General features: G+C 74.2%; 24 protein-coding genes. 4 read left to right on the top strand and 20 right to left on the bottom strand.

Annotated elements, in window-relative coordinates; all coding sequences use genetic code 11:
- Window positions 1-659: 659 nt before the first annotated feature.
- The 18 genes from LX15_RS02960 to rimP form a co-directional block, all read right to left on the bottom strand.
- The gene (locus LX15_RS02960) at window positions 660-1,097 is read right to left on the bottom strand and encodes a hypothetical protein (RefSeq protein WP_253668005.1); all 438 of its coding nucleotides are present in this window, start codon (window positions 1,095-1,097) and stop codon (window positions 660-662) included.
- A gap of 24 nt (window positions 1,098-1,121) precedes the next feature.
- Entirely contained in the window at window positions 1,122-1,895 is a 774-nt protein-coding gene (gene dapB / locus LX15_RS02955; RefSeq protein WP_253667878.1) for a 4-hydroxy-tetrahydrodipicolinate reductase, read from the bottom strand.
- Complete coding sequence (locus LX15_RS02950) at window positions 1,892-3,268, bottom strand: M16 family metallopeptidase (RefSeq protein WP_253667877.1); 1,377 nt, start codon at window positions 3,266-3,268, stop codon at window positions 1,892-1,894. The genes dapB and LX15_RS02950 overlap by 4 nt, the downstream gene beginning before the upstream one ends.
- Window positions 3,269-3,514: 246 nt before the next feature.
- Window positions 3,515-5,737, bottom strand: coding sequence for a polyribonucleotide nucleotidyltransferase (locus LX15_RS02945; protein WP_253667876.1), 2,223 nt, complete (start codon window positions 5,735-5,737; stop codon window positions 3,515-3,517).
- Window positions 5,738-5,982: 245 nt separating this feature from the next.
- On the bottom strand, window positions 5,983-6,252 hold the full coding sequence (rpsO, locus tag LX15_RS02940) for a 30S ribosomal protein S15 (protein WP_253667875.1): 270 nt from the start codon (window positions 6,250-6,252) through the stop codon (window positions 5,983-5,985).
- Between the two features lie 445 nt (window positions 6,253-6,697).
- Window positions 6,698-7,243, bottom strand: coding sequence for an RNA 2',3'-cyclic phosphodiesterase (gene thpR, locus LX15_RS02935; protein WP_253667874.1), 546 nt, complete (start codon window positions 7,241-7,243; stop codon window positions 6,698-6,700).
- Between the two features lie 9 nt (window positions 7,244-7,252).
- Window positions 7,253-7,735, bottom strand: a complete 483-nt coding sequence (locus LX15_RS02930) for a helix-turn-helix transcriptional regulator (RefSeq protein WP_253667873.1) — start codon at window positions 7,733-7,735, stop codon at window positions 7,253-7,255.
- 185 nt (window positions 7,736-7,920) lie between these two features.
- Window positions 7,921-8,889: a bifunctional riboflavin kinase/FAD synthetase gene (locus LX15_RS02925; RefSeq protein ID WP_253667872.1), complete on the bottom strand. Its 969-nt coding sequence runs from the start codon at window positions 8,887-8,889 to the stop codon at window positions 7,921-7,923.
- Between the two features lie 144 nt (window positions 8,890-9,033).
- Entirely contained in the window at window positions 9,034-9,957 is a 924-nt protein-coding gene (truB, locus tag LX15_RS02920; protein ID WP_308213396.1) for a tRNA pseudouridine(55) synthase TruB, read from the bottom strand.
- Window positions 9,958-10,055: 98 nt separating this feature from the next.
- Window positions 10,056-11,393, bottom strand: a complete 1,338-nt coding sequence (locus LX15_RS02915) for an MFS transporter (protein WP_253667871.1) — start codon at window positions 11,391-11,393, stop codon at window positions 10,056-10,058.
- A 166-nt stretch (window positions 11,394-11,559) separates the two neighbouring features.
- Complete coding sequence (locus LX15_RS02910; protein ID WP_253667870.1) at window positions 11,560-12,873, bottom strand: MATE family efflux transporter; 1,314 nt, start codon at window positions 12,871-12,873, stop codon at window positions 11,560-11,562.
- A 228-nt stretch (window positions 12,874-13,101) separates the two neighbouring features.
- Window positions 13,102-14,076 carry a DHH family phosphoesterase gene (locus LX15_RS02905; RefSeq protein ID WP_253668003.1) on the bottom strand — a complete coding sequence of 325 codons (975 nt, stop codon included), beginning with the start codon at window positions 14,074-14,076 and terminating at the stop codon, window positions 13,102-13,104.
- A 289-nt stretch (window positions 14,077-14,365) separates the two neighbouring features.
- A complete protein-coding gene (rbfA, locus tag LX15_RS02900; protein ID WP_253667869.1) occupies window positions 14,366-14,827 on the bottom strand; it encodes a 30S ribosome-binding factor RbfA in 462 nt (153 codons plus the stop codon).
- 93 nt (window positions 14,828-14,920) lie between these two features.
- Window positions 14,921-15,217 (bottom strand): DUF503 domain-containing protein, encoded by a 297-nt coding sequence (locus LX15_RS02895; RefSeq protein ID WP_253667868.1) that lies wholly within the window; start codon window positions 15,215-15,217, stop codon window positions 14,921-14,923.
- A gap of 67 nt (window positions 15,218-15,284) precedes the next feature.
- Window positions 15,285-18,503: a translation initiation factor IF-2 gene (gene infB, locus LX15_RS02890; RefSeq protein WP_253667867.1), complete on the bottom strand. Its 3,219-nt coding sequence runs from the start codon at window positions 18,501-18,503 to the stop codon at window positions 15,285-15,287.
- A gap of 153 nt (window positions 18,504-18,656) precedes the next feature.
- Window positions 18,657-18,872, bottom strand: a complete 216-nt coding sequence (locus LX15_RS02885; RefSeq protein ID WP_253667866.1) for a YlxR family protein — start codon at window positions 18,870-18,872, stop codon at window positions 18,657-18,659.
- Window positions 18,873-18,970: 98 nt separating this feature from the next.
- Window positions 18,971-20,005 carry a transcription termination factor NusA gene (gene nusA, locus LX15_RS02880; protein ID WP_253667865.1) on the bottom strand — a complete coding sequence of 345 codons (1,035 nt, stop codon included), beginning with the start codon at window positions 20,003-20,005 and terminating at the stop codon, window positions 18,971-18,973.
- Window positions 20,002-20,637: a ribosome maturation factor RimP gene (rimP, locus tag LX15_RS02875; protein ID WP_308213394.1), complete on the bottom strand. Its 636-nt coding sequence runs from the start codon at window positions 20,635-20,637 to the stop codon at window positions 20,002-20,004. Before rimP ends, nusA begins: the two co-directional genes overlap by 4 nt.
- A 204-nt stretch (window positions 20,638-20,841) precedes the next feature.
- On the opposite strand from rimP, the gene LX15_RS02870 reads away from it, so the two are divergent.
- Entirely contained in the window at window positions 20,842-21,351 is a 510-nt protein-coding gene (locus LX15_RS02870; protein WP_253667864.1) for a hypothetical protein, read from the top strand.
- Window positions 21,348-21,845, top strand: a complete 498-nt coding sequence (locus LX15_RS02865; RefSeq protein WP_253667863.1) for a ferritin-like domain-containing protein — start codon at window positions 21,348-21,350, stop codon at window positions 21,843-21,845. The genes LX15_RS02870 and LX15_RS02865 overlap by 4 nt, the downstream gene beginning before the upstream one ends.
- A gap of 85 nt (window positions 21,846-21,930) precedes the next feature.
- Here the strand turns inward: LX15_RS02865 and LX15_RS02860 are convergent, their stop codons facing one another.
- Entirely contained in the window at window positions 21,931-22,665 is a 735-nt protein-coding gene (locus LX15_RS02860) for a hypothetical protein (protein ID WP_253667862.1), read from the bottom strand.
- A 178-nt stretch (window positions 22,666-22,843) separates the two neighbouring features.
- Window positions 22,844-23,488 (bottom strand): TetR/AcrR family transcriptional regulator, encoded by a 645-nt coding sequence (locus LX15_RS02855; RefSeq protein WP_253667861.1) that lies wholly within the window; start codon window positions 23,486-23,488, stop codon window positions 22,844-22,846.
- 204 nt (window positions 23,489-23,692) lie between these two features.
- Between LX15_RS02855 and LX15_RS02850 the strand changes: the two genes are divergently transcribed.
- Window positions 23,693-24,112, top strand: a complete 420-nt coding sequence (locus LX15_RS02850) for a YjbQ family protein (RefSeq protein WP_253667860.1) — start codon at window positions 23,693-23,695, stop codon at window positions 24,110-24,112.
- 189 nt (window positions 24,113-24,301) lie between these two features.
- Window positions 24,302-25,522 (top strand): transcriptional regulator, encoded by a 1,221-nt coding sequence (locus LX15_RS02845; RefSeq protein WP_253667859.1) that lies wholly within the window; start codon window positions 24,302-24,304, stop codon window positions 25,520-25,522.
- The last annotated feature ends 166 nt before the right edge of the window (window positions 25,523-25,688 follow it).

Below are 25,688 nucleotides of genomic sequence, written 5' to 3'. Positions count from 1 at the left end.
CGTTCCCGACATTCCGGGACGAACCTCCTGACCCTTCGGTCGGCGGTGTTGCTAGCCCAGTCGCATGACGACAGCCGGACGATTCCACGACAGCCAGTAGGCCCGAGCCCGCGCCAACCCCTTTCGGGGCGACATGACCGGTGATGTTCGTGGGAAAGGCTTCGGCAACGGAACGGACAGAGGATTGGCGAGTGCCACTCGCGCCGTGGAGACGCGATGAGTGAAGGAGCCGAAGGGACGGCCCCGGTTCGCCGTCCGCCCTCATCGTCCCGAAACGTCTCGCCCACGACCCTCGACGCGGCGCGCATCAGCTCCTGGCCAGCGTCAGACCGACGAATCGTGCTCCTGACCGTCTGGCGGAGAACTTGCCCGCGCGAGACAGCGGAGGTGGCCCGAGCACGTCGCGCCTGGCGACGCTGCCAGGAGGAACGGCACACCGTCGAGGAACGATGAGCGACCGCACAGACTGGGCGCGCCGACGGAATCATCGGACGGCGGGCCCGACGGCACGCGCCGCCTACCGCCGTGGCGTGGTTCGAGGCCGGGAGAACCGTGCTCACCCTCGTCGTCCTGGAACGGCTCGCCACGGCCCTGAGGCAGCGCTCACCGTCCGGGTCAAGCCGCGACCACTCGCCGGGTGAACACGGGGCGGGCCAGGATCAGCCGGCGAGCTCCAGCGCGCGCCGCATGGTCTCGCGGGCACGCCGGCGGTCCCCCGCCATGTCGTAGGCCTCCGCCAGCCGGAACCAGCACCGCCAGTCCTCCGGGGCGCGCTCGACCTCGGCCCTGCGCTCGGCGAACCAGGCGTCCGCCGCGTCCCGCTCGACCCGGCCGGATGGCAGCCTCGGCAGGTGCGCGGTGTCGGGCAGCCCGCCCTCCTCGGCCAGCCGCCGGGCCAGCCGCTCGGTCCGCATCCCGAACCGGAGGTTCGCCACCGCGATCCACATGCCGATCAGCGGCAACGCCAGCACGGCCGCGCCGAGCGCGATCCCGACCGGGTCCCCGGTGCGGAACAGCGCGACGGCGCGGCCGGCCAGCATCACGAAGTAGACCACCAGCACCACGGTGACCAGCAACGCGACCGAGCGGGCCGACATCATCCTGCGGGTGGTCACCGGCGTTCAGAGCTCCAGCATCGATTCCAGGCCGACGGTCAGCCCCGGCCGGTTCCGCACCTCGCGCACCGCGAGCAGCACGCCCGGCATGAACGACCGGCGGTCCAGCGAGTCGTGCCGGATGGTCAGCGTCTCGCCCTCGGTGCCGAACAGCACCTCCTGGTGCGCCACCAGGCCCGACAGCCGCACCGAGTGCACCCGCACCCCGTCGAGGTCGGCGCCCCTGGCGCCGTCGGTCTCGTGGGTGGTGGCGTCCGGTGCCGGCCCCAGCGACGCCTCCGCCCTGGCCTTGGCCACCAGCTCCGCGGTCCGGGCCGCCGTGCCGGAGGGCGCGTCGGCCTTGCGGGGGTGGTGCAGCTCGATGATCTCGACGGACTCGTAGTACCGGGCGGCGAGCTCGGCGAACCGCATCGACAGCACCGCGCCGATGGCGAAGTTGGAGGCGACCAGCACCCCCAGCTCCGGCCGGGCCTCCAGCCAGGACCGGACCTCGCCCAGCCGCTCGGCCGTCCAGCCGGACGTGCCGACGACGCAGTGGATGCCCCGGTCGACGCAGAACCGGACGTTGTCCATCACCACGTCCGGGTGAGTGAAGTCGACGACGACCTCGGCTCCGGCATCGGCGACGTCGGACAGCCGGTCGCCGGAGGACGCCACGGCCACCAGGGCCATGTCCTCGGCGGCCTCCACCGCGCGGCAGACCTCGGAGCCCATCCGGCCCCTGGCCCCCAGGACGCCGACCCGGATCGGCTCGTCCGCGGAACGGGCGCTGGCGGTCATCGCATCACCTCGTGCACCTCGGCTGGCAGGTCGTCGGGATGAGCGTACGGGCCGACCACGGCGGCGCTGAGGGGGCGTCGGAGCAGCTCCCGCGCCAGCTCCGCGACCTGCTCCGACGTCACCGCGTCGATGCGCTCCAGGGTCTGCTCGACCGTCAGGTGGTCGGCGTAGTTCAGCTCGCCCTTGCCGATCCGCGACATCCGGGACCCGGTGTCCTCCAGCCCGAGCACCAGACCGCCCCGGAGCTGCCCCCTGCCCCTGGCCACCTCGGCCTCGGACAGCCCGTGCGCGGCGACCTCGGCGAGCACCGCCCTGACGACCCCGGCGACGTCGCCGAGCCGCTCCGGCTGGCAGCCGGCGTACACGGCCAGGCTCCCGGTGTCGGCGTAGGAGGCCACCGACGAGTACACGGAGTAGGCCAGGCCGCGCCGTTCCCGGACCTCCTGGAACAGCCGGGAACTCATCCCGCCGCCGAGCGCCGCGTTCAGCACGCCCAGGGCGAACCGCCGCTCGTCGTGCCGGTCCAGGGACCGCACCCCGAGCATCAGGTGCGCCTGCTCGGTGTCGTCGGTGTGCAGGGAGAGCCGCCGGGCGCCGACGACCCTGGCCCGCCCGCGGCGCGGCGGCGCGGGCGCGGCGTCGCCGGCCAGCCGGTCGCCCAACGCCGCGCGCACCAGGCGCAACACCTGCGCGTGCTCCAGGTTGCCGGCGGCGGCCACCACCATGGTGGGCAGGGCGTAGCGCCGACGGTAGAAGCGGTAGAGCGCGTCCCGGCTCATCGCCGAGATCGACTCCTCGCTGCCCAGCACCGGCCGGCCCAGCGGGTGGTCGCCGAGCAGGGCCGTGCAGAACGCGTCGTGCAGCAGGTCCTCGGGGTCGTCGTCCCGCATGGCGATCTCCTCGAGCACGACGCCGCGCTCGGTCTCCATGTCCTGCGGGGCGCACACCGCGTCGAAGACCACGTCGGTGAGCAGGTCGACGGCCAACGGCAGGTCGCTGTCGAGCACGTGCGCGTAGTAGCAGGTGTGCTCCTTGGCGGTGAACGCGTTCAGCTCACCGCCGACCGCGTCCATCTCCTCGGCGATCTGGACCGCGCTGCGCCGCGCCGTGCCCTTGAAGAGCAGGTGTTCCAGGTAGTGCGCCGCGCCGGCGACCGAGGGCGTCTCGTCGCGGGACCCCACCCCGACCCACACGCCGACCGAGGCCGAGCGCACCCCGGGGATCCGCTCCGTGATCACCCGCAGGCCGCCGGGCAGCACGCTCCTGCGCACCCCGCCGCCCTCGGCGCGCTCCAGGACCCGCGTGCTCCCCGGCCGCTGCTGGTGGCCGGGACGACCACCGGTCGTCCTGGTCCGGGACCCCGTCACCGCCATCACCGCACCGCTTCCATTCCCGGTCCCCGCACCGCGTTCCGGGGACCGCGCGTCCGGTCGGCGTCCGTGGTCGGGACATCGCCCCGCCCGTCCACGAACGACCGCCTCCTGCCTTCGAACCCGCGGGTCAGGGAAGCACACGCGCCAGGAGCGCCCGGGAACCGGTCCCGGCGCCGGCCGCCGCGCCTCCCCACCCACAACACACGACCGCGGGCGCCATGGGCGCCCGCGGTCGTGGTGTCCGGGTCACTCGGACTGGGCCTCCGGGGTCTCCTCCGGGACCAGGACGAGGCTGATCTTGCCGCGGTTGTCGATGTCGGCGATCTCCACGCGGAGCTTGTCGCCGACCTTCACCACGTCCTCGACCTTGGCGATCCGCTTGCCGTTGCCGAGCTTGGAGATGTGCACCAGGCCGTCCTTGCCCGGCAGCAGCGAGACGAACGCGCCGAACGCCGCGGTCTTGACCACGGTGCCCAGGAAGCGCTCGCCCACCTTGGGGAGCTGCGGGTTGGCGATCGCGGTGATCTTGTCGACCGCGGCCTGCGCGGACGGGCCGTCGGCCGCGCCCACGTAGACGGTGCCGTCGTCCTCGATCGTGATCTCGGCGCCGGTCTCCTCGGTGATCGAGTTGATCATCTTGCCCTTCGGGCCGATGACCTCGCCGATCTTGTCCACCGGGATGTTGATCGTGGTCACGCGCGGCGCGTACGGGCTCATCTCGTCCGGCCGGTCGATCGCCTCGGCCATCACCTCAAGGATGGTCAGCCGGGCGTCGCGGGCCTGGGACAGCGCCTGGGCCAGCACCTCGGACGGGATGCCGTCCAGCTTCGTGTCGAGCTGGAGCGCGGTCACGAAGTCCTTCGTGCCGGCCACCTTGAAGTCCATGTCGCCGAAGGCGTCCTCGGCGCCGAGGATGTCGGTCAGCGCGACGTAGCGGGTCTCGCCGTCGACCTCGTCGGACACCAGGCCCATCGCGATGCCCGCGACCGGGGCCTTCAGCGGCACACCGGCGTTGAGCAGCGACATGGTGGACGCGCACACCGAGCCCATCGAGGTGGACCCGTTCGAGCCCAGCGCCTCGGAGACCTGGCGGATCGCGTAGGGGAACTCCTCGCGCTTGGGCAGCACCGGCACCAGGGCCCGCTCGGCGAGCGCGCCGTGGCCGATCTCCCGCCGCTTCGGCGAGCCGACGCGGCCGGTCTCGCCGGTGGAGAACGGCGGGAAGTTGTAGTGGTGCATGTAGCGCTTGGTGGTCTCGGGCGCCAGGGTGTCCAGCGTCTGCTCCATGCGCAGCATGTTCAGCGTGGTCACGCCCAGGATCTGGGTCTCGCCGCGCTCGAACAGCGCCGAGCCGTGCGCCCTCGGGATCACCGCGACCTCGGCGGCGAGGCTGCGGATGTCGGTGACGCCGCGGCCGTCGATGCGGACCCGGTCGCGCAGGATGCGCTGGCGCACCAGCTTCTTGGTCAGCGACCGGAACGCGGCGCCGATCTCCTTCTCGCGCCCGGCGAGCTCCGAGTCCTCGTCGGCGACCAGCCGCTCCAGGCAGAGCTGCTTGACCTCGTCGATCCGGCCCTCGCGCTCCTGCTTGCCGGCGATGGTCAGCGCCTCGGCCAGCTCGGCGCTCACCGCGTTCTCGACCGCGTCGTAGACGTCCTGCTGGTAGGCCAGGAACACCGGGAACTCCGCGGTCTCCTTGGCGGCCACCTCGGCCAGCCGCTGCTGGGCCTCGCACAGCACGCGGATGAACGGCTTGGCGGCCTCCAGGCCCTGCGCCACGACCTCCTCGGTCGGCGCGGGCGCGCCCTGGGCCACCAGGTCGATGGTGCGCTCGGTCGCCTCGGCCTCGACCATCATGATCGCGACGTCGTCGCCGACGATCCGGCCGGCCACGACCATGTCGAACACGGCCAGCTCAAGCTGCTCGTGGGTCGGGAAGGCGACCCACTGGCCGGCCTCGCCCTCGGCGCCGGGGACCAGCGCCACCCGGACGCCGCCGATCGGGCCGGAGAACGGCAGGCCGGCGAGCTGGGTGGACGCCGACGCGGCGTTGATCGCCACCACGTCGTAGAGGTCCTGCGGGTTCAGGCTCTGCACCGTCACCACGATCTGGATCTCGTTGCGCAGGCCGTCGACGAACGACGGGCGCAGCGGCCGGTCGATGAGCCGGCAGGTCAGGATCGCGTCCGTGGAGGGCCGGCCCTCCCGGCGGAAGAACGAGCCGGGGATGCGGCCGATGGCGTACATCCGCTCCTCGACGTCCACCGTCAGCGGGAAGAAGTCGAAGTGCTCCTTCGGCTGCTTCGAGGCCGTGGTGGCCGACAGCAGCATGGTGTCGTCGTCGAGGTAGGCGACGACGCTGCCGGCGGCCTGCCTGGCCAGCCGGCCGGTCTCGAAGCGGATCGTGCGGGTGCCGAACCGGCCGTTGTCGATCACGGCGGTGCTCTCGTGCACCTGGATCTCCGTCATGGGTACTCCTCGTCTCACGGGTCGTGCGCCGCCGCCGCGCGCGGGGTCACGGTCCGGACGAGGCCGGTCTTCGATCGAAGTCCCCGGGGCGTCGGTGGCCGCGTCGACAGGTGTCGAGGGCCGGCCCGGGAACCACTACCGAGGACCGGCGAACTGGTCCCCCGTGCGCGTCTGCGCCACGTCCCTGCGGTTTCAGTTATGGGCCGAGGGGGAGCGACCGTGCGGCCACTCCCCCTCGGAGCCTGTCAACGGCGCAGGCCGAGCCGCTGGATCAGCGACCGGTAGCGCTCGATGTCCACCTTCGCCAGGTAGTTCAGCAGGCGGCGGCGGCGGCCGACCATCAGCAGCAGGCCGCGACGCGAGTGGTGGTCGTGCTTGTGCACCTTCAGGTGCTCGGTCAGGTCGCTGATGCGCTTGCTCAGCAGCGCGACCTGGGCCTCGGGGGAGCCGGTGTCGCCCTCCTTGAGGCCGTACTCCCCGAGAATGCTCTTCTTCTGCTCGGTGGACAGAGCCACTGGCGTGTTCTCCTCTTCGTTCCTGTGCCGTGCGAACGGGTGGGCGGTGTCACCACCGGCCATCCCGCACCCGAAGGGGGGACCCATCGGGTGAGACGGTCACGGCCGCCACGGACCGCAGCCGGACCCAACAACCGAGGGTAGCAGGCGGGAGCCTGAACACCCGGACAGCCGAGCGGCGCGTCGCCCACTCGGCCGAAGGCCACCGGGCGGCGACGCGCCCCGAAGGCGCAGGCCCCGACCGGCCGGAGCCCACGCCGACCGGGCCGACCGCGCCGACCGGCGCCGACCATGGCCGGTCACGGTCGATCACGGGCCGACGGCACGGGAGCCCCGGGCACACCGGCGTTCTCCAGCAGGGTGCCCCGACGCCGGGCCCGGCAACCACGAGGAGGCAGGCCGGCGGGCGGCGTCGCCGCGAGGCGTCGTCCACCCGGTCGGGTGGTCACCCGTCGGTCGGCTCCTGACCGGCGAGCGGAACGCGCGCCAGCGGCGTGTAGGTCGAGCCGCTCCGGCCCAGGTCGCTGCGCACCAGCAGCACCTCGCGCGGCGACCACCACGGCCCGGCGTAGCTCGACAGCAGGTCACGCGCGGCGAGGAGGTCGGGCCGGGCGCCCCACCACCGCGCCACCGTCAGGTGGGCGCGGAAGCCGTGAGGGTTGCACCCCGCCACCTTGGCGAGGCCGGACAGCAGCCAGGCGTCCCGTTCGTCGCGCGGTTCGACGCCGACCCACAGCACACCGCGGAACACCCCGCTGCCGGCGAACCGCACGGTCGGGGCCTGTGCCTTCGGGGCGCGTCGCCGCAGGCGGTCGACCTGCTTGTCCCGCGCGGCCTCGTCGGACTCGCCGTGGAAACACAGGGTGAGGTGCCACCGGTCCGGCGGCGTCCACCGCAGTCCCTCCGGCGGGTCGGCCATCACCGGGCGCAGCGCCGACGCGAGGTCCTCGACCGCCGACTCCGGCGGCCACACCGCGGTGAACAGCCGCATCAGTGCGCCCTACCCCTCCTGCGCCGCGCGCCGCAGCAGGTCCGACAGGGCGGGGAAGCGCGCGGCCAGCAGTTCGGCGGCCGCCGAGAGGTCGTCGGCCGACCGGGCGTGCCGCCGCAACGCGGCCAGCGCCGCCTCGTCGTGGTTGCGCTCGGAGACGGGCAACGTGTCCCTGCCCACGGTGGGGCGGGAGGCCCGCACCTCCTCCAGCGCCCGCTTGAGCGCCTCCTTGTCCCCCGAGGCGACCTCGGGGGTCAGCACGCGCCGCTCCAGCATGACCATCCTGGCCAGCACGGCGGGGTTGCCGATCTTGGCGCGCCGGCCGCTCATCACCTGGCTGAGCATGGGCGCGCTGATGCCGAGCACGTCCGCGAGCTGCGCCTGCGAGACGTCGAACGCGACGACGAGCCGACGCACGCGGTCCCCCAGTGGCTCGCCGTACCACTCGCGCTGGAGCGCGAGGTTGCGCTGGACGATCTTGTATTCCTCCACCCTCGTCTCTCCCCGTGGCGGTTTCTCGCAGGCCAGACGCCCGCATCCTGCCAGGTGCCGACGCGGGCCCGAGGGCGATCCCTGACTTGGTTCGCAAGTGCACTCAGTTGGGCGCGCCGGCGGTGGGGCCAGACCTCCCGGCCGAACCCGCTCGGCCCCACCCCTCGCCTCGGCCCCGCGCGGCGTCAGCCCTCGCCGGTCGCGAGCACCTGGCGCGTCCGCTCGACGTCCCGGCGCATCTCGTCGATCAACGCCTCGGTCGTGGCGAACCGCTCCATGCCGCGCAGCCGCGCGACGAAGTCGAGGGCGACCCGCTCGCCGTAGAAGTCCTCGTTGACGTCGAGCACGTAGGCCTCGACCCGGCGCTCCCTGCCGGAGAACGTCGGGTTGGTGCCCACGGACACCGCCGCGGGCAGCGACCGGGTCACCGCCGGCTCGCCGTGCCCCACGTGGATGAACCGGCACGCGTAGACGCCGTCGGCCGGGATGGCGGCGAAGCGCGGGGTCGACAGGTTCGCCGTGGGGAAGCCGAGGTCGCGGCCCCGGCCGTCGCCCCGCACGACGATGCCCTCCAGCCGGTGCGGCCGGCCCAGGGCCCGCGCGGCGGCGGCCACGTCGCCCGCGTCGACGCAGGACCTGATGTAGGTGGAGGAGAAGGTGATCGCGCCGCCCTCGGCGCTGTCGCTGACCAGGCCCGCGCCCTCGGTGACGAAGCCGAACCGCTCACCCAGTCGGCGCAGCGAGGCCACGTCCCCCGCCGCCCGGTGGCCGAACGTGAAGTTCTCCCCCACGACCACGGCGGCGGCGTGGAGCCGGTCGACCAGCACCTCGTGGACGAACTCGTCGGCGGGGACGCGGGAGAGTTCGGGGGTGAACGGCAGGACGCAGAACACGTCCACGCCCAGCTCCTCCACCAGCTCGGCGCGCCGACGCAGTGTGGTGAGCTGCGCGGGGTGGCTGCCGGGACGGACGACCTCGGCCGGGTGTGGGTCGAAGGTCATCAGCACGCAGGGCAGGCCCCGCTCCCTGGCCATCCGCACGGCGCGCCCGATGAGCTGCTGGTGGCCCCGATGGACGCCGTCGAAGACGCCGATGGTGACCACACACCGCCCCCACCCGCCGGGCAGGTTCTCCAGTCCACGCCAGCGCTGCACGACGAGCAGCCTAGATGTTCACCGGGACGGCGGTACGCGCGCGCCTGCCGTGCGTGGGCCCCGGAGCGCGCGGGCCGGGGGAACGACGACGGGCGCGCGACCCCTGAAGGGTCGCGCGCCCGCTGTCCAGGCGACGGCGCCGGGTCACATACCGGCGAACACCACCACGGGACGGGCGGCGCCGCCCTGCTCGTTGACCAGCGCGACGACCCGGCCGTCCGGGCCGAACACGCCGTAGGTGCCGAAGATCCCGGCGGCCGGCAGGCGCTGCCCGTGCGCGACCGCCACGGCGTCGTCGGCGTTGACGTCCCGGCGCGGGAACGCGGCGGCGACGGCGGCGTCCATGTCCAGGCTCAGCTTCGGGTCGGCCTCCAGTTGCTCCAGGCTCCTGGCCACGGCCAGGCCGAACGGGCCCACCCTGGTGCGGCGCAGGGCCACCAGGTGGCCACCGACCTTCAGGTCGGCGCCGAGGTCGCGGGCCAGCGCCCTGACGTAGGTGCCGGAGGAGCACTCCACCATGACGTCGAGGTCGGTGTAGGTGCCCTCGTGCCGCATGGCGAGCAGGTCGAAGCGGTGCACCGTGACGGGGCGGGCGGGCAGGTCCACCTTCTTGCCGGCCCGCACCAGCTCGTAGGCCCGCTCACCGGCGATCTTCACCGCGCTCACCGCGCTGGGCACCTGGTCGATGTCCCCGGTGAGCCTGGCGATGCCCCGCAGGACCTGGGGCTCGGTGACGTGGAAGGCGTTGGTCTCGCTGATGACCTCGCCCTCGGCGTCGTCGGTGGTGGTGGCCGCGCCCAGCCGGATGGTGGCCAGGTAGCCCTTGCTGTCCAGGGCGAGGTGGCCGAGCAGCTTGGTGGCGCGCTCGACACCCAGCACCAGCACGCCGGTCGCCATCGGGTCGAGGGTGCCCGCGTGGCCGACCTTGCGGGTTCCCAGGATCTTGCGGACCCGGGCGACCACGTCGTGCGAGGTCATCCCGGAGGGCTTGTCCACCACGACGAGGCCGGGCGGGACGGTGGGACGGGGTTCGTGCTGACGGGTGGTGCTGTTGGCGACTGCGGACACGGCGGACCATCTTCCACGACGCTTCCGCGGCCGCCGCACCGGGTGTCCCCTTTCCGGGGCAACCCGTTGCGGCGGCACGGAATGGGCTTCGACGAACGTTACGCGGCGGCCAGCGCCGGCTGGGCGGCCGGCAGCACGTCCCAGCGGGAGGGCCGGAGCCGGACCGGGACCTCCTCGCCCCGCGCCTCGGCGGCGAACACCACCGCGCGGGCCCTGCGCCACCACACCGCCGTGCGCCAGGTGCCGAACGCCAGCACCGCGGCGACGGCCAGCAGGGCGACGCGGAACGCCGTCTCCTGCCCCAGCGGGGCGACCAGGTCGAGCAGCACGCCCACGGACAGCGCCGCGACGGTGGTGGCCACGAAGCCGCCCACGTTGACCACGCCGGTGGCCGTGCCGACCCTGCGGAACGGGTTGTAGTCCCTGGCCAGCGCGAAGCCGATGGCCGAGACCGGCCCGCCCATCGACAGCAGGACGAACACCGCGCCCAGCACCGGGACCGGGAGGTGACCGGGCCAGGTCAGCAGCAGCGCCCACGCCGCGCCGGTCGCGCTGAGGAAACCGGTGGCCACGAACATCCGCAGCTCGGGCCGGCGGGCGGTGAACCCGCCGACCAGCGGGCTGCCGACCAGGCCGCCGACGACGAGCAGCGACAGGACGCCGCCGGCCGCCTCCTGGCTCAGCCCCTGCGCCCGCACCAGGTACGGGAAGCCCCACAGCAGGCCGAGGGTCGAGGGCACGACGGTGGTGGAGAAGTGCACCCAGAAGCCGAGCCGGGTGCCGGGTGTGCGCCAGGAGGCCAGCACGCGCGCGGCCACCTCGCGGGGGTAGATCGGCTCGGGCGCGGGGACCGGGGTGCCCTCGGGGACGTCGCGCAGGTTGGTGACCGCGCGCACCGAGTACGCCGCGGTCAGCAGGCCGGCGGCGAGGAACGACACGGTCCAGCCGACGCTGTCCAGCATCAGGGTCAGCGGGACGGTGGCCGCGAGGTTGCCGGCGGCGCCCAGGACGCCGGACAGCGACACCACCACGGCGTAGCGGCGGGCCGGGAAGTGCGCGGCGACCAGGCGCAGGACGCTGACCCAGGTCAGGGCGTCGCCCACGCCGAGCACGGCGCGGGCGGCCAGGCCGAGCGGGTAGGACGAGGCCACGGCGAACAGGGTCTGGCCGACGCCGAGCAGCAGGGCGGCGGCGGTCAGCACCCTGCGGGGGCCGAAGCGGTCGACCAGCAGGCCGGTGGGGACCTGCATGGCGGCGTAGACGCCGACCTGGAGCACGGTGAAGGTGCCCAGCCCGGCGGCGCCGACACCGAAGCGCTCCCCGGCCTGGAGGCCGGCGACGCCCAGTGACGTGCGGTGGAACATGGCGATGAAGTAGATGGCGACGGCGGTGGACCAGATCAGCCACGCCCGTCGAGTCGCGCGCTCGACCGGCAACGGTTCTCCTTCGGGGATTGCACGGGGATGTCGGGGGAAGGGTGACGGGAGCGCGCGGACCACACCGGCCGGCTCCATCCGGTCATCGGATGACTTTACCGATTTGTTAGCGCCGGGACCTCGTGTCCTGTCCCACAAAAAGCTTGATCATCGGCGGGGAGGTGGACTAGACGCGCACGGCGCCCACGACCGCCCACCGCCCGGACCGCGCCCGGACGAGCACCGCGACCAGCCGCAGCAGCATGAACGCCGCCAGACCGATCCAGATTCCCGTCAGACCCCAGTTCAGCGCGAGTGCGAGCCACACCACGGGGAGGAAGCCCACGACGGCGGCGCCGAGCGTGGCGTTCCGCAGGAACGCCGCGTCCCCCGCCCCCAGCAGGACCCCGTCCAGCGCGAAGACCACACCGGCCACCGGCTGCAACGCCACGAAGAACCACCACGCGTGCGGGATCTCCGCCAACACCGCCGCGTCCGGCGTGAACACCCGCGGCAGCGGACCGGCCAGCGCGGCGAACACCACCCCGAGCGCCACGCCGAACACCAGGCCGTACCGCGTCACCTGCCAGGACACCGCCCGCGCCCGCCGCTCGTCCCCCGCGCCCAGCGCCGCCCCGACCAGGGACTGCGCCGCGATCGCCAGGGAGTCCAGCACGAGGGAGAGGAACGTCCACAGTTGGAGCACCACCTGGTGCGCGCCGGCCGCGGCGGCCGAGGTGCGCGCGGCAACCGAGGCCGCCGACACGAAGCACGCCTGGAACGCCAGGCTCCGCAACACCAGGTCCCTGCCCATCCCGAGCTGCGCCCTGATCCGCGCGAGGTCGGGCCGCAGCGGCACCCGCTCCACGAGCAGGGCCCGCACGAAGAACCCGGCGCTGATCACCTGGGCGAAGACGTTCGCGACGGCCGAGCCGACCAGCCCCCACCCCCACACGTGCACGAGCAGGGGGCACAACAACGCCGACAACGCGTTGCCCGCCAGCACGTAGCGCAGGGGGCGCACGGTGTCCTGGACACCCCGCATCCAGCCGTTGCCGGCCATCGTGACCAGGATGAACGGCGTACCGAGCAGGCCGATCCGCAACCACCGGACCGCGGCGTCGGCGACCTCGCCCTCCCCGGCCAGCACCCGCGCGAGCGGTCCGGCCAGCACCTGGCCGACGAGCGCGAGCACGACGCCGACGACCACCGCCAGCCAGGTGGCCTGGACGCCCTCGGCCACGGCCTCGGCGCGTCGGCCCGCGCCGTGCAGGCGGGCCGCCCTGGCCGTCGTGCCGTAGGACAGGAACGTCAACTGGGTGGACACCTGGGTCAGCAGCACCCCGCCCACGGCCAGCGCGGCGAGCGGCACGGCGCCGAGGTGGCCGACGACCGCCGTGTCCACCAGCACGTACAGCGGCTCGGCCGCCAGCACCCCCAGGGCGGGGACCGCGAGGCCGAGCACCGTGCGCGCGGACACCCGCTCGGGCCGCTCCACCATCCGTCCTCCCGACCTCGCCGCACGCACCAGGGCGGCCCCTCGTCGAAGGGGCCAGCAGCCCAGGTTACGGGCGAGGAGAGGAACAGTCACCGAGATGTGGACCGCTCCGAGACAGGAGCGTCAAAGATCGCGCCAGCACCACGGACGGCCTTCCGGCAAGGCCGCGGAACGGCCGCTCCTGCCGCCCGCGGTCACGCCGCCGGACCGACAGGAGCCGACCTCCAGCGCCTACAGCTCGGGCGCGCCGTCGAGGGCGTCCCGAAGCGCGGCCAGGACCCGCTCGGCCGGCCCCTCCGCGGTGAAACCCGCGGCGAGCCGGTGGCCCCCGCCGCCGAGCGCCTGCGCCGCCGCACCCACGTCGATCTTCCCGACCGCCCGCAACGACACCGACCACGCCCCGGACGCGGTCTCCTTCAGCACGGCGGCGACCTCCGCCTCGACCGTGGTCCGCACCAGGTCGACGACGCTGTCCACCTCCTCGCTGCGCAGACCCTCGGCGTCGGCCAGCCGCACGGTCGCGTGCACCAGGCCGAGCCCGCGGGCCGCGTCCCGCTCCAGCCGCGCGCCGCCGAGCACCGTCGACAGCATCGCCAACCACCCGAAGGGGTGGCTGTCGAGCAGGGGGCGCGTGGTGGCCTCCGGGTCCACCCCCGCCGAGAGCAACCGGGCCGCCAGGACGTGCGTCTGCGCGCTCGCGTGCCGGAACGACCGCGTGTCGGTCACCAACCCCGCGTACAGGCACCGCGCGATCGGCTCGTCCAGCGGCACACCCAGGGCGTCCAGGAGCCGCGCCGCGAGGACCGCCGTCGCCTCGGCCCGGTCGTCCACGTAGTGGTGGGTGCCGAACCGCGTGTTGGACGCGTGGTGGTCCACCACCAGCACCTGACCGCCGCCGTCGGCCGCCGCGGCCACCCGGCCGCCCAGCGGACCCAGCCGCTCCACGCTGCCGGTGTCCATGACCACCAGCAACGGCGGCGCGGCCGGCACCTCCGACGGGGGCACCAGCAGACCGGCCACGTCCAGGTCCCGCAGCGACTCCGGCACCACGGCCGGCTCGCCGAACGACACCCGCACCACCGCGCCCCGCCGGTGCAGCGCCAGACCGACGGCCAGCGCGCTGCCCAACGCGTCGGCGTCCGGGTTCACGTGCGCCAGCAACGTCACGTCCGACGCCTCGGCCAGCAACCGGGCCGCCGTCGTCAGCTCGCCGGTGGCCGGGTCCGCGCCCAGCACCCGCACGCCGCTCGTCTCACCGCCCAGCTCACTCACCTCCGCGCCACCGCCCCTCAGACGTCACCCGGTGTCCCGCCGGTCACCCGACGGCGCCCCGCGGGCCACCCGCCCACGGCGGACCGCTCGTGGACGAGTCCATGATCCCCCACGAACACCTCCGCGCTCAGCGTCGCCCACCGCACGCCGACAGGTCCACCCGCCGCACCGGCGACGCGGGAACCCACCCCGCCCCGCGGGGCCGGCTCCCGGTCTCGGCGGCTCAGGCGCGGCCGGTCCCCTCGGTCTCCTCGTCCTCGTCCTCGTCGCGGGGCGCCTTGTACGGGTCGGGCTCGCCGGCCGGCTCCGCGCCGGCCGCCAGCCGCGCGACCTCGGCGTCGGCCTCCCTGGCCTTGGCCAGCAGGTCGTGGATCCGCCGCGCGTCCTCCGGAACGGTGTCCGCGACGAACGTCAGCGTCGGCGTGAACCGCACCCCGGTGCCCTGGCCGACCATGCCCCGCAGCACGCCCTTGGCGCTCTCCAGGGCGGCCGCGGTCGCGGCCCGGTCGGTGGCGTCACCGAAGACGGTGTAGTAGACGGTCGCGTCCCGCAGGTCGGCCGTCACCTTGGCGTCGGTGATCGTGACCATCGCCAGTCGCGGGTCCTTGACCTCGTGCTCCAGCCCGGACGCGACGATCTGCGCGATCCGCTTGGCCAGCTTGCGGGCGCGGGCCGGGTCGGCCACGGCGCTCCTCCCTCTTCTTCCCAGGATGTCCGAAAGTCGGTGCGGGACGGCGGCGGCCGCCACGGCCACCGCCACCCGACGGGACCGGGACGACTACTCGTCCTCCGGTCCCAGCATGCGCTGTCTCGCCGACAGCAGCTCAAGTTCTGGCCGCCCGGCCACCAGCCGCTCGCACGCGTCGAGCACGTCCCGCGCGTGCGCCGCGTCCGGCGACACCACCGCGACCCCGAGCAGGGCCCTGCGGTGCAGGTCGAGATGACCGGCCTCGGCCACCGAGACCTCGAACCGGCGCCGCAGCTCCGCGACCACCGGCCGCACCACCGAGCGCTTCTGCTTCAACGAGTGGACGTCGCCGAGCACCACGTCCAGCTCCAGGACGCCGACGTACACGTTCCCCCCGTCCCACGAGCGAGCGGGCCCCGGGGCCGGTCCTCGACCGACCCCGGGGCCCACCACGTCAGCTCCGCGGCTTCTCGCGCATCTCGTAGGTCTCGATCACGTCGTCGACCTTCAGGTCGCCGTACGAGCCGAGGGTGAGACCGCACTCGTAGCCCTCGCGGACCTCGGTGACGTCGTCCTTGAACCGCCGCAGCGAGGCGATCGGCAGGTTCTCGGCGACCACCACGTTGTCCCGCAGCAGGCGCGCCTTGGAGTTCCGCTTGATCTCGCCGGACAGCACCAGGCAACCGGCGATCGTGCCGAACTTGGAGGACTTGAAGACCTCGCGGACCTCGGCCCTGCCGAGCGCGACCTCCTCGTACTCCGGCTTGAGCATGCCCTTGAGGGCCTTCTCGATGTCCTCGATCGCCTGGTAGATGACCGAGTAGAACCGGATCTCCACGCCCTCGCGGTTGGCCAGCTCGGTGGCCTTGCCCTCGGCCCGGACGTTGAAGCCCAGGACGATGACGTTGTCCGCGATGGCGAGGTTGATGTCGCCCTCCTTGATGGCGCCGACACCGCGGTGGATGACGCGCAGCTCGACCTCGTCGCCGACGTCGATCTTCATCAGGGCGTCCTCGAGGGCCTCGACGGTACCCGAGTTGTCACCCTTGATGATCAGGTTGAGCTGGCTGGTCTCCTTCAGCGCGGAGTCCAGGTCCTCCAGGCTGATCCGCTTGCGGGCGGCGCGACGCGCGTTCTCCGCCGCGCGCTCACGGGCCTGGCGGCGCTCGGCGATCTGCCGGGCGACCCTGTCCTCCTCGACGACCAGGAAGTTGTCGCCGGCGCCCGGCACCGAGGTGAAACCGATCACCTGGACCGGACGGGACGGCGTCGCCTCCGTGACGTCCTTGCCGTGCTCGTCGAGCATCCGCCGCACGCGGCCGTAGGCGTCGCCGCCGACGATCGAGTCGCCGACCCGCAGGGTGCCGCGCTGCACCAGGACGGTGGCCACCGGACCACGGCCCCGGTCGAGGTGGGCCTCGATGGCCACGCCCTGCGCGGGCATGTCCGGGTTGGCCCGCAGGTCCAGCGCCGCGTCCGCGGTGAGCAGGATCGCCTCGAGCAGGCTCTCGATGTTCGTGCCCTGCTTGGCCGAGATGTCGACGAACATCGTGTCGCCGCCGTACTCCTCGGCCACCAGCCCGTACTCGGTGAGCTGCTGACGGATCTTGGCGGGGTTGGCCCCCTCCTTGTCGATCTTGTTCACCGCGACCACGATCGGCACCGAGGCCGCCTGGGCGTGGTTGATCGCCTCGACCGTCTGCGGCATGACGCCGTCGTCGGCCGCGACCACCAGCACCGCGATGTCCGTGGACTTCGCGCCACGGGCACGCATGGCGGTGAACGCCTCGTGACCGGGGGTGTCGATGAACGTGATCAGCCGCTCGTTGCCGTCCAGCTCGGTCGACACCTGGTAGGCGCCGATGTGCTGGGTGATGCCGCCGGCCTCGCGCTCACGCACGTTGGCCTTGCGGATGGTGTCGAGCAGGCGGGTCTTGCCGTGGTCGACGTGACCCATGACGGTGACCACCGGCGGCCGGGGCGCGAGGTCGGACTCGTCGCCGTCGTTCTCGCCGTAGCTGATGTCGAACGACTCCAGCAGCTCGCGGTCCTCGTCCTCGGGGCTGACGACCTGGACCTGGTAGTTCATCTCCTGGCCCAGCAGCTCCAGCACCTCATCGGAGACCGACTGGGTGGCCGTGACCATCTCGCCGAGGTGGAACAGCGCCTGGACCAGCGAGGCCGGGTTGGCGTTGATCTTCTCGGCGAAGTCGGTCAGCGACGCGCCGCGCGGCAGGCGGATGACCTCGCCGCTGCCCTTGGGCAGCCGCACGCCGCCGATCGACGGCGCCTGCATGTTGTCGAACTCCTGGCGCTTCTGCCGCTTCGACTTGCGGCCACGCCGGGCCGGACCGCCGGGACGGCCGAACGCGCCCGCGGCGCCGCCGCGGCCGCCACCGCCACCGGGACGGCCACGGAAGCCGCCACCGCCGGCCGGAGCGCCGCCGCCGCCACCCGGACGGAAGCCGCCACCGCCGCCACCGCCACCGGGGCCGCCGCGGAAGCCGCCGCCACCGCCGCCGCCACCGGGGCCGCCGCGGAAGCCGCCGCCACCGCCACCCGGACGGCCACCGCCGCCGGGACGACCGCCGCCGCCACCGGGACGACCACCGCCGGCGCCGGCCGGACGGGCCGGACGGGGCGGCATCATGCCCGGGTTGGGCCGGGGCGGCATGTTGCCCGGGCTCGGACGCGGGCCGCCGGAGCCGGGAGCGCCGGCGCGCGGGCCGGGCGTCGGACGACCCTCACCGGGACGGCCGCCGCCGGGGCCGCCCTGACGCTGGCCGGGACCCGGACGCGGGCCGCCCTGCGGACGCGGGGCGGGCGCGCCGGAGCCGACGCCGAACGGGTTGTTGCCGGGACGCGGCGCGCGCGGGCCCGGCTTCGGGGCCTGCGGGCGCGGCGGGACCACGCCGGGGGCGGGAGCGCCGCCGCCCTGGCCCTGGCCGCCGGAACGCGGACCCGGCTTCGGGCCGGGACGCGGGCCGCCGCCCTGCGGGGCCTGCGGCTGCTGCGGAGCCGGGGTCGCCGGCTTCGGAGCGGCCGGGGCCGCCGGGGCCTGGGCAGCGGGGGCTTGGGCGGCCGGAGCCTGGGCAGCGGGGGCCTGGGCCGCCGGCTGCTGCGGCTGCGGGGCCGGCTGCGGCGCGGGCGCCGGAGCCGGCTTCGGGGCGACCGGACCCGGCTTGGGCGCGGCCGGACGCGGACCCGGCCTGGGGCCGGGCATCGCGCTGGGCCGCGGGGCGGCCGGGGTCGCCGGTGCGGCCGGCTGCGCGGCCGGGGGCTGCGCGGGCTGCTCCTGCCGGGCGGCGGGAGCGGGAGCCGGGGTGGGCGCCGGGGCCGGCGGTGCCGCCGGGGCCGAGGGCGCCGCCGGGGCCGAGGGCGCCGCCGGGGCCGAGGGCGCCGCCGGTGCCGGTGCGGGTGCCGCCGGCTGCGACTGGGCGGCCGGGGGCGCCGGCTTGGGCGCGGCCGGACGCGGGGCCGACGGGCGGGGCCTGCCCTCGCCCTTGCCACCGGCCCTGGGGAACGCGTCGCGGAGCTTGCGGGCGACGGGCGCCTCCACCGTGGAGGACGCCGACTTGACGAACTCTCCGAGCTCCTTGAGCTTGTTCAGGACTTCCTTGCTCGTGACTCCGAGCTCTTTCGCGAGCTCGTGCACGCGGGCCTTGCCTGCCACTGCTCTCCTCATCTGGGGAGGCCGGGCGGCTTGTCCCGCTCGACCTCGTACCTACCGTCGAAGCGCGTTCATGGCTTCAGCTTCACGGCTGATTCATGACGGGTCGACCTGCTTCCTGATCTGCCTGCCGGGCGCGGGGACGTCCCGCGCCGGTCAAGTCCCGAGCCGCTGTTCGAGGTGCTCCCGCACGGCGGCGGCGTCGAGCGGCCCCGGCACGCGCAGAGCGCGCGGGAACGCTCGCCGCCGCTCCGCGAGCCGCAGGCACTCCGGGTCGGGGTGCAACCACGCTCCCCGCCCCGGCCGCCCGCGTCGGGGGTCGGGGACGAGAGACCCGTCCTCGACCACCACGCGCAACAGCTCGGCAGCCACCGCCCGGAGGCGGCAACCGACGCACGTCCGTACTGGACCGGTGTGCACGGATTGATGCTCCCAGGCGTGTGAACCAACAAGAGTTTAGCGCTTGACCTTCACTCGACCGAACCGGCCGTCGACGCGCCCGCCTCGGCCGCCCCTCCACCGGTCGCGGAGGGGTCGGCGTCGCTGCGGATGTCGATCCGCCAGCCGGTCAGCCGAGCGGCGAGGCGGGCGTTCTGCCCCTCCTTGCCGATGGCCAACGAGAGCTGGAAGTCCGGGACCACGACCCGTGCGGTCTTGGCCCGTTCGTCCAGCACCCTGACGGAGACAACCTTCGCCGGGGACAGCGCATTCCCGACGAAGGTGGCCGGGTCGTCCGAGTAGTCGATGATGTCGATCTTCTCGCCGTGCAGCTCGCTCATGACGTTGCGCACACGCGCGCCCATCGGACCGATGCACGCGCCCTTGGCGTTGACCCCGGCCACCGTCGACCGCACCGCGATCTTGGAACGGTGACCGGCCTCACGCGCCACCGCCGGGATCTCGACCGTTCCGTCGGCGATCTCCGGCACCTCCAGCGCGAACAGCCGTCGCACCAGGTTGGGGTGCGTCCGCGACAGCGTGATCTGCGGACCCCGCACGGTGCGGGACACCCCCACGACGTAGCACTTCAGCCGCGTCCCGTGGTCGTAGCTCTCGCCGGGCACCTGCTCGGCCGGCGGGATCACGCCCTCGGTGTCGCCGATCTGCACCACGACCATGCCCCGGGAGTTCGCCCTGGCGTCGCGCTGCACCACCCCGGCGAGGATCTCGCCCTCCTTGGCCGAGAACTCGCCGAAGGTCTTCTCGTGCTCGGCGTCCCGCAGCCGCTGGAGGATCACCTGGCGGGCGGTGGTGGCCGCGATCCGCCCGAAGCCCTCGGGCGTGTCGTCCCACTCCTGGGCGACCTCGCCGTCCGGCCCCAGCTCCTGGGCCAGCACCCGCACCACGCCGGTCTTGCGGTCGATCTCGACCCTGGCGTGCGGGTAGTGCCCCTCGGTGTGCTTGTACGCGGTCAGCAGCGCCGTCTCGATCGCCTCGAGGACGGTCTCGAAGGGGATGTCCTTGTCACGCTCGATCGCGCGCAACGCCGCGATGTCGACGTTCACCTCGACTCCTCCTCGTCGACCGTGTCCGGCGCGCCCTCCGCGCCGTCCTCCCCGGCATCGCCGGGACGCTGGGACGCCGTCCCGCCACCCAGCAACGCCAGGTCGGCGGCTGCCGGCTGTCGGAACTCGATCTCCACCGTCGCCCTGGCCACGTCCTGGTAGGCCAACCGGCGCAACGCGCCGTCGACCAGCAGGACCACGCCCTCCTCGTCGGCCTCGCCCACGCGGCCGGTGAGCTGGCCGCCGTCGGCGAGCCGCACCGCGACCAGCCGCGACCTGGCGCGTCGCCAGTGTCGGGGCCTGGTCAGCGGACGGTCCACCCCGGGGGAGGTCACCTCCAGCGTGTACGGCCCCGCGAGCAGGTCGTCCCTGTCGTCCAGGGCTGCGGACACCGCGCGGCTGGCCTCGGCGACCTCGTCCAAGCCCACGCCGTCGTCGGAGTCGACGACGACGCGCACCAGCCGGCGACGGCCGGCGGGCTGCACGTCGAGCAGCTCCAGGTCGAAGCCGACGGCCTGGACGGCCGCGCGGACGACCGGTTCGAGCTGCGCAGTGAATTGATCACGCGCCCCTGCGCGTGCGTCGTGGTCACGCGCGGCGCGCGGTGGCTCACCGCGCGGCGGGCTGGACACGTTGTCTCTCCCCGATGGTCTCCTGGTGCAGGCCGACACTCGCCGCGGGCCCGACGGCTGCCGGTCCCACGACGACGGGCGACCGACGCTGCACTCCGCCGGCCGCGGTCGCCCAGCGTAGCGCGTCACTAGGCCGGCCAGGGCAGTGCCGATCACGCGCCGTCCGCGCACGACCGCCACGATCGCCTGGCAGGATGACGGACCGTGACCCTGGAACCCTCCCGTCCCGGACCGCTGCCCCGGCGGCGGTTCCTGCTCGCGGGCGTCCTGGCCATGGCGGCCGCCCCGCTCGCGGCGGCCTGCACGTCGACCCCGCCCCCGCCGCCCGGCCCCGACCCGCTGGAGCCGTTGGCGGCGCGGGCGCGGGCGGACGCCGCGCTGGCGAGGGCGGTCGCGGAGTCGGTGCCGGGCGCGGGCCAGGACCTGGTCCAGGCCGCCACGGCGGTGGCCGCCAGCCGGAAGGCGCACGCGGAGGCGTTGGACCAGGAGATCCAGCGGGCGCGCCCCGTGACGGGCTCGTCCGCCCCGTCGTCCTCGTCGGGCGTCCCGACTGCCCCGCCGACGGCCGCCGAGGCCAAGGCGGCGCTGGTGGAGGCGCTGACGGCCGCCGAGCAGGAGGCCAGGGCCCTGGTCACCACGGCGCCCAGGCACCGGGCGGGCCTGCTCGGCTCGGTGACCGCGTCGTGCGCGAGCCTGCGGGAGGTGTTGGCATGACCTCGCCGAACCCCGGTCCGTCCGGGCAGTCCAGTGCGAACGGCCCCCAGCCCCGGCCCACGGGCGAGGCCGTCGAGGCGGTCCAGCGGGCGCTGGCGGCCGAGCACGCCGCCGAGTGGAGCTACGGGCTCGCCGCGGTGTTGGTGGCCAAGGAGATGGAGAAGACGGCGAGCACCGACCTCGCGGCGCACCGCACGCGTCGGGAGGCCACCGAGCGCATGCTGCGGGACGCGGGCGCCACGCCCGTGCCGCCGCAGCCCGCCTACCAGCCGCCGAAGCCGGTGACCGACGCCGCGTCGGCCACCGAGTTGTTGGTCACAGCCGAGACGGACACCGCCGGCGCGTGGCGCGCGGTGCTGGAGCGCACCGACGACCAGGGGCTGCGGCAGTTCGCCCTGGACGCGTTGACCTCGGCGGCGGTGCGGGCGACGCGGTGGCGGCGGGCGGGCCGGCAGAGCCCGCTGACCGTGCCGTTCCCCGGCCAGCCCGGCTGACGCCCGCGGCCCCCTTCGCCGGGGCCGCGCCCGAGGCCGCCGAGGCCCTCCTGACGCCAACCGGGGGCGCCGAGGCGCGGTGCCCTCAGTTGGCGTGCTTGTGGCCGATCCGCAGGGAGTCCTGCGCGATCCGACGCAGGAGCGTCTCGTCGCTGCGGTCGACGTCGAAGAAGTCGGCCTCGGCGATGACCACGGCGCGGCCGTCCTGCGCGGCCGCGTAGCCCGCCCGCGTCAGTTGGGAGGGGCCGTTGGGCACCTGCTTCCCCTCGCGGAGCAGGTCGTTGATGTTGCCCGTGTTGTCGGTGTCGGTGAGCGCCTTGAGGGCCACCGCGCCGTCGGTGTCGGGCATCCGGACGACCGAGAGCGCGACGACGACGTCGGCGCCCTCCTTGCTCTTCGTCGTCAGCAGGAGCTGGACGAGCTCGTCGCAGGGTCTGCCGGAGAGGAAGTCCTTGACCTTGCCGTAGGCGTGGGCGGCGCAGTTGGTGTCGCGCTGCTCGACCTGCTGCGTGAACTCGTACTCGCCCTGGGCGACGGTCGTCGCGGGCACGGGGGTTCCCGGTGTCTCGGCGCCGCGGCCGGCCAGGAGCAGCCACAGGCCGCCGGACAGGGTCGCGACCCCGACCAGCCCGGCCAGGGCCAGCCCGATCCGCAGGCCCCGGCCGGCGCGGCTCGGGGCGGGCGGCGGCGCCGGTTCCGGCTCGTCGGCCACGGGGTGCTCCCGGATCAGGAGCACCGGCATCTGCGCGGTGTCCGTGGGCCGGGGCGGGAACTTCGGTAGCTGTTGGGTCTGCTCCGCCGGGTTCTCGTGATCAGACACGGGTTCTCACCGTAAGGGGTGATCGCCGGTCGCGGTAATCGCCAACCCCGCCGTTTTCGTGACGTTCGACCCCGAAATATCACCCACACGACGTAGCCCTGATCGGGTTACAGCAGCTCCGAGGCGTAATCAGCCGCTTCCGGACGGCGCTCGCGCGGGCACCGGAACCGGTCAACGCTCACATCCCGGGCGGGGGCAGGAGGACCGCGACCATCCGCCGCACCGCCGCGCGGACCGTCTCCTCGTCCGCGCCGTGGAGCCCGAGCACGGGGTCGAGTTCGGGCACGAACGGGGCCATGGCCAGGTGGGGGACCAACAGGAGCAGCCAGGCCAGCACCGCGTCCTCGTCGGCGTGGGGGGCGAGCTGGCCCTCGGCCGCCGCCCGCGCCACCCACGGGCGCAGCACCTCCAGGTAGTGGCGGTGGGCCACGCCGCGCACGGCCCGCCGCACCTCGCCGTCCATCTCCAGGTTGGTGGCCGTGACCACCCCGCGCTCCACGGGATGCGCGGCGAACCACCGGACCCACTCCACCAACGCCTCGACCAGCGCCTCGGCGAGCGTGGGCAGGGACGCGGACAGCTCACGCAGGCGCGGCGCCATCGCCGCCCTGACCCGCCGGGCCGCCTCGTCGCCCACGGTCGCGAACAGGTCGAGCTTGTTGTCGAAGTACTGGAACAGCGAGCCCTTCGCGACGTCGGCCTCACGCGCGATGGTGTTCAGCGAACCCCGGGAGAAGCCGACCCTGCCGAACTCCGCCGAGGCGGCGGCGAGCACGCGCTCCCGCTTGGCGGGCGCGAGGTTGCGCCAGACGTCGGTCGGCACCGGGCCTCCTGCGTGTGACCGGGCGGTCATCCGGACGCCCCATCCTTACGCTGCGGCCCCGCGGCCGGTCAAACCCGTCCCGACCCCGTCCCTCGGCGCTCGTTCCCGCGCGCTCCGGCCGGTTCCACGCGGCCCTGTCCCGGCCGTCCCCGGTCGCCTGGCCGCCCCCTGCGAGGGTCGGGCCGGCGGACGTACGGTGGGCCCGTGCTCACGGAGGAGATCCAGATCCGCACCGGGGCCGTCGAGGTGGTCCACGACCTGACCGGGGACTGCGAACGGTTCCTCGCCCGCCCCGAGGTGCCCCGCGGCGCCGACGGGCTGCTGCACGTCTGGGTGCCGCACGCCACCGCGGGACTGGCCGTGATCGAGACCGGGGCCGGCAGCGACGACGACCTGCTGGCGGCCCTGCGCGACCTGCTGCCGGCCGACGACCGCTGGCGGCACCGGCACGGCTCCCCCGGCCACGGCAGGGACCACGTGCTGCCCGCCTTCCTGCCCCCGTACGCGACCGTCCCGGTCGTGGGCGGACGGATGACCCTCGGCACGTGGCAGTCCCTCTGTCTGGTGGACACCAACGTCGACAATCCGGTGCGAACCGTCCGGCTGAGCTTCCTCCAGGGTTAAGCCGGTGGCGAGATTGAGCACCCGGCCGTGTGGACCATTGGACACGCCGAACGCGCCGCACCCGGTCCGACTTCCCCGCACCGTATCGAAACCAATACCCTCGGTGACCCAACCCTGGGATGTGCCCGCCGACGAGGCCCGAACGACGAGCGGTAATCCTTGCCACGGGGATGTGATGGACGGAGTGCCATGGCGCCGAGCAGCATTCGCACCGAGCGAGACGCCCTGACCGAGCGTTGGGAACGCTTCGTCGCCTCGCGCGGGGCGGAGCGGGACGGTCTGCGGCCGGAGGTGGCGCAAAGCTGGCGGAGGTCCCTCGACCAGGGGGTGCTGAGCCGGAACGCCGCGCCGACCGAGGACCTGCCCGACACCGCGTGGCGGGGCAGCCGCATGGGGCACGCCGTCACCGTCCTGGAGGACGAGCTCCGCCGCGTCGGCGAGGAGGGCCAGGTCGTGGTGGCCGTGGCCGACGAGAACAGCCGGCTGCTGTGGACCGCGACCAGCCCCGTCATCCGCAAGCGCGCCGAGCAGGTCAACTTCGTGCCCGGCGCGCGCTGGGACGAGGGCAGCATGGGCACCAACGGCATCGACCTCGCCCAGCGCACCGGGGCTCCGTGCACGGTGTGGTCGGGCGAGCACTTCAACACCTCGGTCCAGGACTTCGTCTGCTACGCCACCCCGGTCGACGACCCGCTCACCGGGCAGCGGCTCGGCGTGATCGACCTGACCACCACGTGGACGAAGACCCAGCCGCTCGCGATGCCGGCGACCCAGGCGCTGGCCCAGCTCTTCCGCGCGGTGCTCAGCTCGCCCGAGGCGCCCCAGCCCTCCGACCAGGTCGAGCAGGAGCTGCTGGAGGTGCGCCTGCTCGGCCGGCCGGAGCTGCGGCTGGGCTCCCGCAGAGTCCCGGTGTCACCGCGCCAGATGGAGATCGTGGCCCTGCTCACCCTCTACCCCGAGGGGCTGGACGGCGGGGAGCTGCACGCCCACCTCTACGGCGACGAGCCGGTCAGCAGGGGCACGCTGAAGGCCGAGATCTCCCACCTGCGCCGCCAGCTCGGCGGGCGCATCGCCTCCCGCCCCTACCGGCTCCAGGGCCCGGTCCGGTGCGACGCGCTGGACGTGCTGGCCGCGGTCCGGCGGGGCGACGTGCGCGCGGCGGCCGACGACTACCGGGGCGAGCTGCTGCCCGGCACCGAGTCGCCCGAGCTGCTGGACTGGTCCCGGTACCTGGCGGCGGCCGTGCGGGAGGGCCTGGCCGGCGACCCCGATCCGGACGCGGTGCTGGCGTGGTCCGACCACCACCCCGCGGACGTCGGCGTGCTGCGCGGCGCGATGGCCCGACTCCGGCCCGGCGACAGCCGCAGGGCGTTGCTGGCCGCCCGGCTCCGCGCGTTGATGGCGCTCTGAGGCGGGTCCGCGAAGCCGCCGGTCGCCACCTCCCCGTCGTCCCCCTCCCCCACCGTCTCGCGATCCACCGTCTCGCGATCCACGGTATTCACGGTCTCGCGATCCACGGTCTCGTGATTCACGGTCTCGCGGTCCACCGTGTCGCCGTCCGACGCACCCCCGTCCT

The sequence above is a fragment of the Streptoalloteichus tenebrarius genome (genome assembly GCF_024171885.1).
GTDB classification, from domain to species: Bacteria; Actinomycetota; Actinomycetes; order Mycobacteriales; family Pseudonocardiaceae; genus Streptoalloteichus; species Streptoalloteichus tenebrarius.
Note: the sequence above shows the minus strand (reverse complement) of the source record. Positions and strands in the feature narration are given on the sequence as shown.